Here is a 7,597-nt window from a genome sequence, read left to right as displayed (position 1 = left end):
CCACCACCATTGTCACCGCCACCTGTAGTGATATCGCCGATTGGCAGGGTGGGTTGTTCGAACTTAAAGGCATAGTCTTTACCGTTTATATTCACGCTATAGTTAGCCGGTCCGGAAATCGGCAGGTAGTACACCATGTCCAGCTCGTACGTACCGCCTGCAGGTAGGCTCTTCCATGCTGGCAGGCTGAAGGCCACGCGGTGCATTACGCCGTCCAAACCACCAATGTTATTGGCTCGGCTATGGCCGGAGGCTATTACTTTCAGGCCGCCGCCAGACTGGTCTTTTGCGTTATCAGGGGCTGAAACTGGAATATCGAACTGGAACTCGGTACCTCCCGGTATTTCCTTCCCGGTATTGTTGGTGAAGGTTAACTTCGGATTGATAGGATAGTTTTGATCGCCAACTTTAAAGCCGCCCACTGCAACTGTGATATCAAGAGCTTCAGTTGGAATTGCGCCGGTGGCAATCTTATTGCCATACGGAGTCGCAGACTTAAACTTATCGTAGATAGCCTTAGTCATGGTGTTACCCATATGGTACTCACCATTGCCGGTCTTACAGGCATTTTCCGTAGCATCTACAGTAGTACGGTTACCGTTGGTATCAAGGACATAACAGTTATAGTCACCGGCGAGTTCCCAGAACATGATACCGCCGATTTCTTTGTTCATTACGTAATCGGCTTTAGCATTAATGGACTGCTCATCTTCTGTCGACAAGAACACTTTCTTCTCTGGGTTCCACAGCCATGGGGCGACTGCAACAGAATCATAATGACGGGTATAGTTACCGGTTAACGGGTGGGTTGCCGGAGTGAGTCCGTAAGCGGCAGTATATGAACCATAGACCCCCTGAGCAAGGTTCATAGCGTGCCACATAGGGTTAGAGCCCGCTCCCATTTCATTACCTGCGGCGCCCTTGTCATGCCACAAGTTATCAATGCCCATTGCGCCATTACCGCAATTATTCTTCTGTCCTTCACCGGTACCCGGCAGGCATTCTGCCTGATTTGGTAGCGGAGCTAGTCCCCATAGCCCGTTCTCGCCACCATTAACTCCTTGCCAGCCACGGGTATAGTAAGGCACACCTATGTTGATGCGACCTGCTGGCATTGAACCGCGGAAGTAGTGGTAGGCCCAGTCGGTATTGAGGTAACCAATTCCGCCGTACTGCGCCGTGTTATACACGTCCCACATTGCCAGCTCCGAGTCTTTACCGGTATCAAAGAGCGCTGCGTTGTGGCCGACATGTTCATTCCATGCGCCATGCAAGTCGTAGGACATGATGTTTACGTAGTCGAGGTATTTAGTGACATCAAACGTCTCCATGCCACGAAGCAGGTAACCTGAAGACGGTGCGGCAATGGTCAGCATGTAATGGATCCCATCTTTTGCTGAGGCCTGATCAAGTTTTTGGCGAAGAACTTTCATCAACTCCTGGTATGATGCCCACAGGTATTGACGGCGTGGTTCCATAAACGCTTTGTCATCCGGGTTACCGGCACCAGCCATTGATGTTGGGTATTCATAATCGATATCAAGGCCGTCAAACTTGTACTTGCGCATCATATCGACGGCAGAGTCAGCAAATTTCTGGATGCCAGCATGGTTGATGCTGCCATCGGCATTGGTGGTCATGGTATAGAAGCCACCGTCGGCAACACGTTTACCGTCGGCACCAAAGTGACCGCCGGTTTCAGCCCAGCCGCCAATAGAGATCAATGTCTTGACGCCATGCTTGGCTTTCGCTGTGGCCAGGGCGCCAAAGTGGCCTTTGAAGCCAAGCGCAGGATCTATTTCAACACCGTTCCACTCCATGCCGACTGCCGGGTTGGCAGGATCATTGATATTACCGATGTTAACCTTGCCGTCAGAACCAATACTGACAAAGGCATAGTTAATGTGTGTCAGCTGCTCCCAGGGAATATCTTTGACCAAGTAGGAAGTTTGAGGATCACCACCGGCACGCCAGCTGGTAAAGTAGCCGATAACACGTCGTGGGTGATCGGCACCCATTAGTTCACGGCCCTGATCATCATAGATCGTACAGTATGGCACGTTAATGCCTTCGGTCTGGTAGAGGCCGTCAGGACGACAGTCCTTGACTGTTGCGCCGCCGTTGACTACAAGCTGGACTGTTGCAGAGTCTGAGGTTGCACCCAAGTTATCTGTTGCGCGGGCATGAATGTTAAGCGTACCAGCCTGAGCCGGGGTATAGGCCAGGGTGAATGGGGCGGTAGCTGAAGTACCGACTAGCGCACCGTTGACGAAAAAGTCGACTTTGTCGACAGTACCATCTGGATCGTTGGCCTGAGATGTCAATGTGACGGCGGTGCCAAGGCTGACAGAGGTGGTGGAGAGGGTCAGGTCGACAGTCGGAGCAGTATTGCCAGTGTTGCCTTCTTGTACTGTAACAGCCTTCGCGGATTCTGAAACGCCGCCCTGATTGTCAAATGCTTTGGCTTTAATGGTATGAGTGCCGGCTACTGCGGTCCAGTTTGCAGTGTAAGGAGCACTGGTGACCGTTGCTAGGAGAGTTTGACCGACATAGAACTCAACTTTGCTGATTGTGCCGTCTGAGTCTGCGGCATTGGCCGATACCGAAACGGTGTCACCCGCTGTGAGGTTGGCAGAGCCTGACGGTGATGTTAGTGATACTGTTGGTAAGACGTTCTCGCCGACTGCACGACAGTTATCGACGAAGCTCCACTCTCCGGTATTGGCTGTTGGGTTATTGCCTTGGGTCCACCAGTTGGCTTTGTAAACTTTATTCGCCTCTTGCACCTGAGCTCCTCCGCTATAAGCAACGGCGCTATCCCAATGTTTTACGGTGCTGCAATCCATTGCGGCGTGGGCGTTGAAAGCGAGTAGGCATGAAACGGTGAGAGCACTTAACCTGAAGGTATGCTTTAACACCTTTCCGTGTTTCAAATGAGTCATTTTTTCATCCTTAAGTCTTTGTTCTATTATCGGTAAAGTTAAATTTTCGGCGTGTTTATGCTTTAGTTTCGCCGTGAAATAACTATAGAAAAATAACCAAATAAGGAATCTATTATTGTTGTCTTTTACATGTTAACTCGCAAAAAACTGTTGATAATATGTAATAAGCTCACCCTTGTTTCGTGTCATGAAACAATTATTTTGTAGGATGATTAATTGTCCGTAAATTGCAGATGAAGTTACAGGCTAGATAATTACGATATTATCTAACCTATAAATTTCGTGAAGCTAATTGTCATGTAAGTGTTGCAATTTGTTGCATATAAATCAACTCAGGAGTTTGGTTGGATTACTGTGCGTTTGTATAAAAGTGATGGTATTCTTTCTGAGTAAGTTAACGATGGAGTATTTGCTCTAGGTACGAGTCCGTATTAGAGAGTAATAGAAATTAATGGAATTCTCTGCGGTTAGACAGCCGATATATAACGCAAGAAAAATCAAGGTTGCATATCAAATTAGTTTTATCAATAGGGAGCAGCTGAGTAATAAATGTATTCCTGCGGCAGTCTTCCAGGATAGGTCCGATCCCCGTAACCTCAATGAGCTTCTTGAGCGAGCGGGAATAGGTAGCTATTCAGATAATAAAACGATGGTCATTACCTTTGATCGAGAGACGTTGAAGGGGATTATTGACTATTTTTTCTCTTCGAGAAGCTTGGTGCTGGAGCTTTCTCCTGATGAGGTTTTTGATGCAGAGCTTCTTAAACTAATTAGAACCGCAAGGAAGAGCCAATATCATATCGTACTGAACGAGAAGGCTCTGCTAAGTGGAAATGAAAAGTTTCTTAAATATGCCAGTCACATAAAAGTAAATGCAGTAGGGAAAAACCAGGAAATAATACAGCTGTTGGTAAGTAAGGCACAAAAGCACGGCGTTCGAATAATTATCGAGAATATAGCCTCTGATGAGGAATTTAATCAATACCGTACTTTAAGTGTGGACTTCTTTAAGGGCAGTGTGTTTTCGAAGCAAGATTTATTTGAGGTTAGAAACAATAAACTGCAGGAAGGGTCATTGCTGAATGTATTTCAGCATGTGATGACCGAAGATTATTGTTACCGGGAATTAACCGACATCCTTGCCTCTGATTCCAAGTTGACGCATAAGTTAATTTCATTATTAAATTCAGTCATGTATGGACGAGAAGGTAATATTTACTCAATCAAGCAGGCTATCTGTTTTATTGGTGAAAATAAAATGCGTAAGTTTATTTCGTTACTGACGGCACAAGAGCTTACGGATACTCGCCCTGAAGATATCTATAATAAGGCAACCAGTCGAGCACGCTTTTGTGAATTGCTGGCTATTAAGATGGGCCGGAGAAGGGCCGTAGTCGATAGGGCTTTTTTAAGTGGTTTGTTTTCAAACCTGCCGGATATCCTTGGCCTGGATATGGAAGAGGCCTTGGATATGCTCAAAATTCATGATGATATCAAAATGGCACTGACAGGTAACGGCGGTGAGTTGCAGCAATTAGTCGATATGGTTATTGCTTACGAATCTGCTGATTGGGAAAAATTGGCCAAGCTGACGGAGGGAAGCAGCGTTTCATTTGATTTGGTCCCTCGGCTTTATAGGCAAATGCTCAGGGAAATGAAGAGTGACGCATATTTGCTTAATTAAGGAATAAGCCGATGAAGAAAAGGCTCAGATCAGCTGAGCCTTTTTTGATCGAGTAAGATGCCAGAGCGGTTCGGTTATGACTGGTTGATCCGTGCTTTAAAGCGCTCTCGAGTTGCTTCGTCAGCTTGGGAATACCAGTAATTCAGCATACTTTCTGCAACGTTTTGGCCTTGTTGTGTGGCTTCAGCTGTTGGCTGGGTGCTGCCAGGTGCCGGAAGGATGGCTGGAAGTGTGGTTGTTGCAATAGCCGATCTAAGTGCAGCAGGCTTATCCGTTAGGTTGTATTGTGCAATTTCCTTTTCAAAATTACGGCCGAATTGCAGGCCGTGCTTAATCAGCTTATCTTGTTGAATCTCAACAGAGTTGCCTTGCTCATCCGTCAAAGTTATCGAAGGGCTACGGTTGAACCTCTGAGCGTCTTGTTCTGTGCGTAGTTTTGGTAGCTTAAGCTGATAGCTAGCGTCCTGACCGGAGAATTTCATGATGACGACATCAGATTTAAACATCTGGTGCTCGCCGTTTTCACGGTAGCTATCTTGATAGCGGAAGGCTATTTGGTTTTCACCGTTTTCGAGTGAAAGTGGATCGTTGCCAGATGTTTCAACGCCGTTAACTAAAACGAGTTCGGCGCTGTAGGGAAGTTCTAGTGTGACATTGGCGAGAGCAGAGAAACTTAGCCCATAAGCAGCTAAGGCCAGAATGGCAGTACGAAATTTCATGTCAGTTCCTTGATGGTTCTATTATCACAGCAGTTTGGCGCTGATGGCCTGAATATAACCTGAATGCTGTAGCGTATAGCACAGAGATTAATGTATAACTGATAGAAATTTAAATAGGAAGTTGAAAAGTAAATGGATATCACGCTTCTTGAGATTGCCTTGCTGCTGTCTACAGGTTTTTTAGCCGGGATAATCAATACACTGGCGGGCGGTGGTTCGAACCTGACACTGCCCGCATTGATGGTGATGGGAATGCCGGCAGAGGTTGCTAACGCCACGAACCGAGTCGGTGTAGCCATACAAGGGCTGACTGCGGTGGTTGGGTTCCGTAAACATAATAAACTCGATACATCGGATACGGGTCCCATTATGGTCCCGACTATCATCGGAGGGCTGTTAGGAGCGGCTGCAGCGGCTTACGCACCGTCTGGCTGGATAAAACCCTTGTTGCTTGGCACAATGCTGGCGATGGCATTTATTATTCTCGTCAAGCCGTCAATTGTTGCACCGGAGCCGGGAACGCTAAGTCGAAAAGTCATGGAAACACCAAGCTCATGGTGGGGGCTGGGCCTTGCTGGTTTTTACGGGGGCTTTGTACAGGCGGGAGTTGGCTTTGTTCTGCTGGCTGCCTTGGCAGGTACGTTGCGTTACGACTTGGTCCGTGCCAATGCCCTGAAAATGCTTTGTACCTTGGTATTTACAGTTGTGGCGTTAGGGCTATTTATCGTTGAAGACCTGGTTATGTGGGGACCGGGATTAATTTTGGCATTCGGAACCATGTTCGGGGCAAACTTGGCGGTCAAGATGGCCATCAAAGCCAAGCCAGAAACCTTAAAGTGGTTTCTATTTATTATGACGCTCTGCGGCTGTATTGCTGCTACCTTGAGTGATTAAAAAGCCAGACCATTATAGTTGGTCTGGCTTAATTGCTAGGCTGTTATTTTTGCGTACGGCTATTTAACGTAGCACGCAAAGCCTTTCAGGTAGAAGCCTTCCGGATAGGCGCTGTCCAGTGGATGGTCGGCTGCCTGGCTGAAGCGCTCAATAAACTGAACCTCGCGTTTGGCGTCCAGTGCCGCATCGGCGATGATCTTCTGGAACAAATTATTGTCCATCAGGCCAGAGCATGAGTAAGTCAGCAGGGTGCCGCCTGGCTTGAGGATTTGCATTGCCAGCATATTGATATCTTTGTAGCCGCGGCATGCGCCAACCAGCTGAGATTTCGATTCTGCAAATTTCGGCGGATCCATGATAACAACATCGAATTCTTCATCGCGATCACGGTAGTCACGCAGTAATTTGAACACGTCAGCATTAACAAACTCTGCATTCTCAACAGGAAGCTCGTTCATTTCTGCATTTAGGCGAGCGGTATCCAGTGCAGGCTGCGAGACATCAACGTTGACTACTTTGCTTGCACCACCCTTAAGGGCGTACAAGCCGAACCCGCCAGTGTAACAGAAGCAGTTTAGTACGCGTTTGCCGTCAACGTATTTGACCGCGCCCTGGCGGCTATCGCGTTGATCGAGGTAAAACCCGGTCTTATGACCACCGACAATATCGACGTTGATTTTGACGCCGTTTTCCTCGATGGTAACAAACTTTGGCGGCTCCTCACCCGAGAGTACACCTGTGCGCTGTTTCAGTCCTTCTTTCTTGCGTACCGAGACATCTGAACGCTCATAGACACTGCATTCCGGGTAGCAGATATTCAGCGCCTCAACCAGCGCTTGTTTCTGTGCTTCGGCACCGGCGCTTAATAGCTGGCACACCAAGAAGTCTTGATATCGGTCGATTGTGATTCCCGGCATACCGTCAGACTCAGCAGCAATAAGGCGGTAGCCAGTCAGGCCGTCTCGCTGAGCCAGTATATCGCGCAGACCTTGTGCGCTATTTAGGCGGTTAACGAAGAAGTTTACATCGACCGCTTCGTTTTTATTGAATGTCCATACCCGAACACGGATCTGAGATTGTGGAGAATAAGCGCCACGTGCTAGCCACTCGCCTTTATGGTCGAAGATTTCGACGGTTTCCCCAAGTGAAGGTTTACCTTCAATACGTTGAATACCGCGAGAAAAGACCCAAGGATGACGACGGCGAAGTGACTTTTCGCGGCCTTTAACCAGATAAATTGAAGCTGTCATGACATGCCCAGTAAGGAGTTCGGAATGGTCGCGTATTATGTTGTTCGCAAGGCGGAAAAGCAAATTTATCTTGTGGCCGGGATGGGAACGAATTTTATCTCTCTTTGC

General features: G+C 47.6%; 5 protein-coding genes. 2 read left to right on the top strand and 3 right to left on the bottom strand.

The genetic code is table 11. The annotated features are described in order from the left end of the window. Positions 1-2,942 (bottom strand): glycosyl hydrolase family 18 protein (locus MHN01_RS10535; RefSeq protein ID WP_239411315.1); only part of this gene is annotated, 2,942 nt, incomplete at its 3' end. Positions 2,943-3,393: 451 nt separating this feature from the next. Here MHN01_RS10535 and MHN01_RS10530 point away from each other — a divergent pair. Next, entirely contained in the window at positions 3,394-4,626 is a 1,233-nt protein-coding gene (locus MHN01_RS10530) for an EAL and HDOD domain-containing protein (protein WP_239411314.1), read from the top strand. A gap of 74 nt (positions 4,627-4,700) precedes the next feature. Here MHN01_RS10530 and MHN01_RS10525 read toward each other — a convergent pair whose 3' ends face one another. Continuing rightward, a complete protein-coding gene (locus MHN01_RS10525; RefSeq protein WP_239411313.1) occupies positions 4,701-5,345 on the bottom strand; it encodes a DUF2057 domain-containing protein in 645 nt (214 codons plus the stop codon). 132 nt (positions 5,346-5,477) lie between these two features. On the opposite strand from MHN01_RS10525, the gene MHN01_RS10520 reads away from it, so the two are divergent. After that, positions 5,478-6,239, top strand: a complete 762-nt coding sequence (locus MHN01_RS10520; protein WP_239411312.1) for a sulfite exporter TauE/SafE family protein — start codon at positions 5,478-5,480, stop codon at positions 6,237-6,239. Positions 6,240-6,298: 59 nt separating this feature from the next. On the opposite strand, the gene MHN01_RS10515 is transcribed toward MHN01_RS10520, so the two are convergent. After that, positions 6,299-7,489, bottom strand: a complete 1,191-nt coding sequence (locus MHN01_RS10515; protein ID WP_239411311.1) for a class I SAM-dependent methyltransferase — start codon at positions 7,487-7,489, stop codon at positions 6,299-6,301. Between the last annotated feature and the right edge of the window lie 108 nt (positions 7,490-7,597).

This window comes from Photobacterium sp. OFAV2-7, assembly GCF_022347985.1.
In the GTDB taxonomy this organism is placed as follows: Bacteria; Pseudomonadota; Gammaproteobacteria; order Enterobacterales; family Vibrionaceae; genus Photobacterium.
The sequence above is the reverse complement of the archived record's forward strand: the minus strand, read 5'-3'. Positions and strand labels throughout refer to the sequence as shown.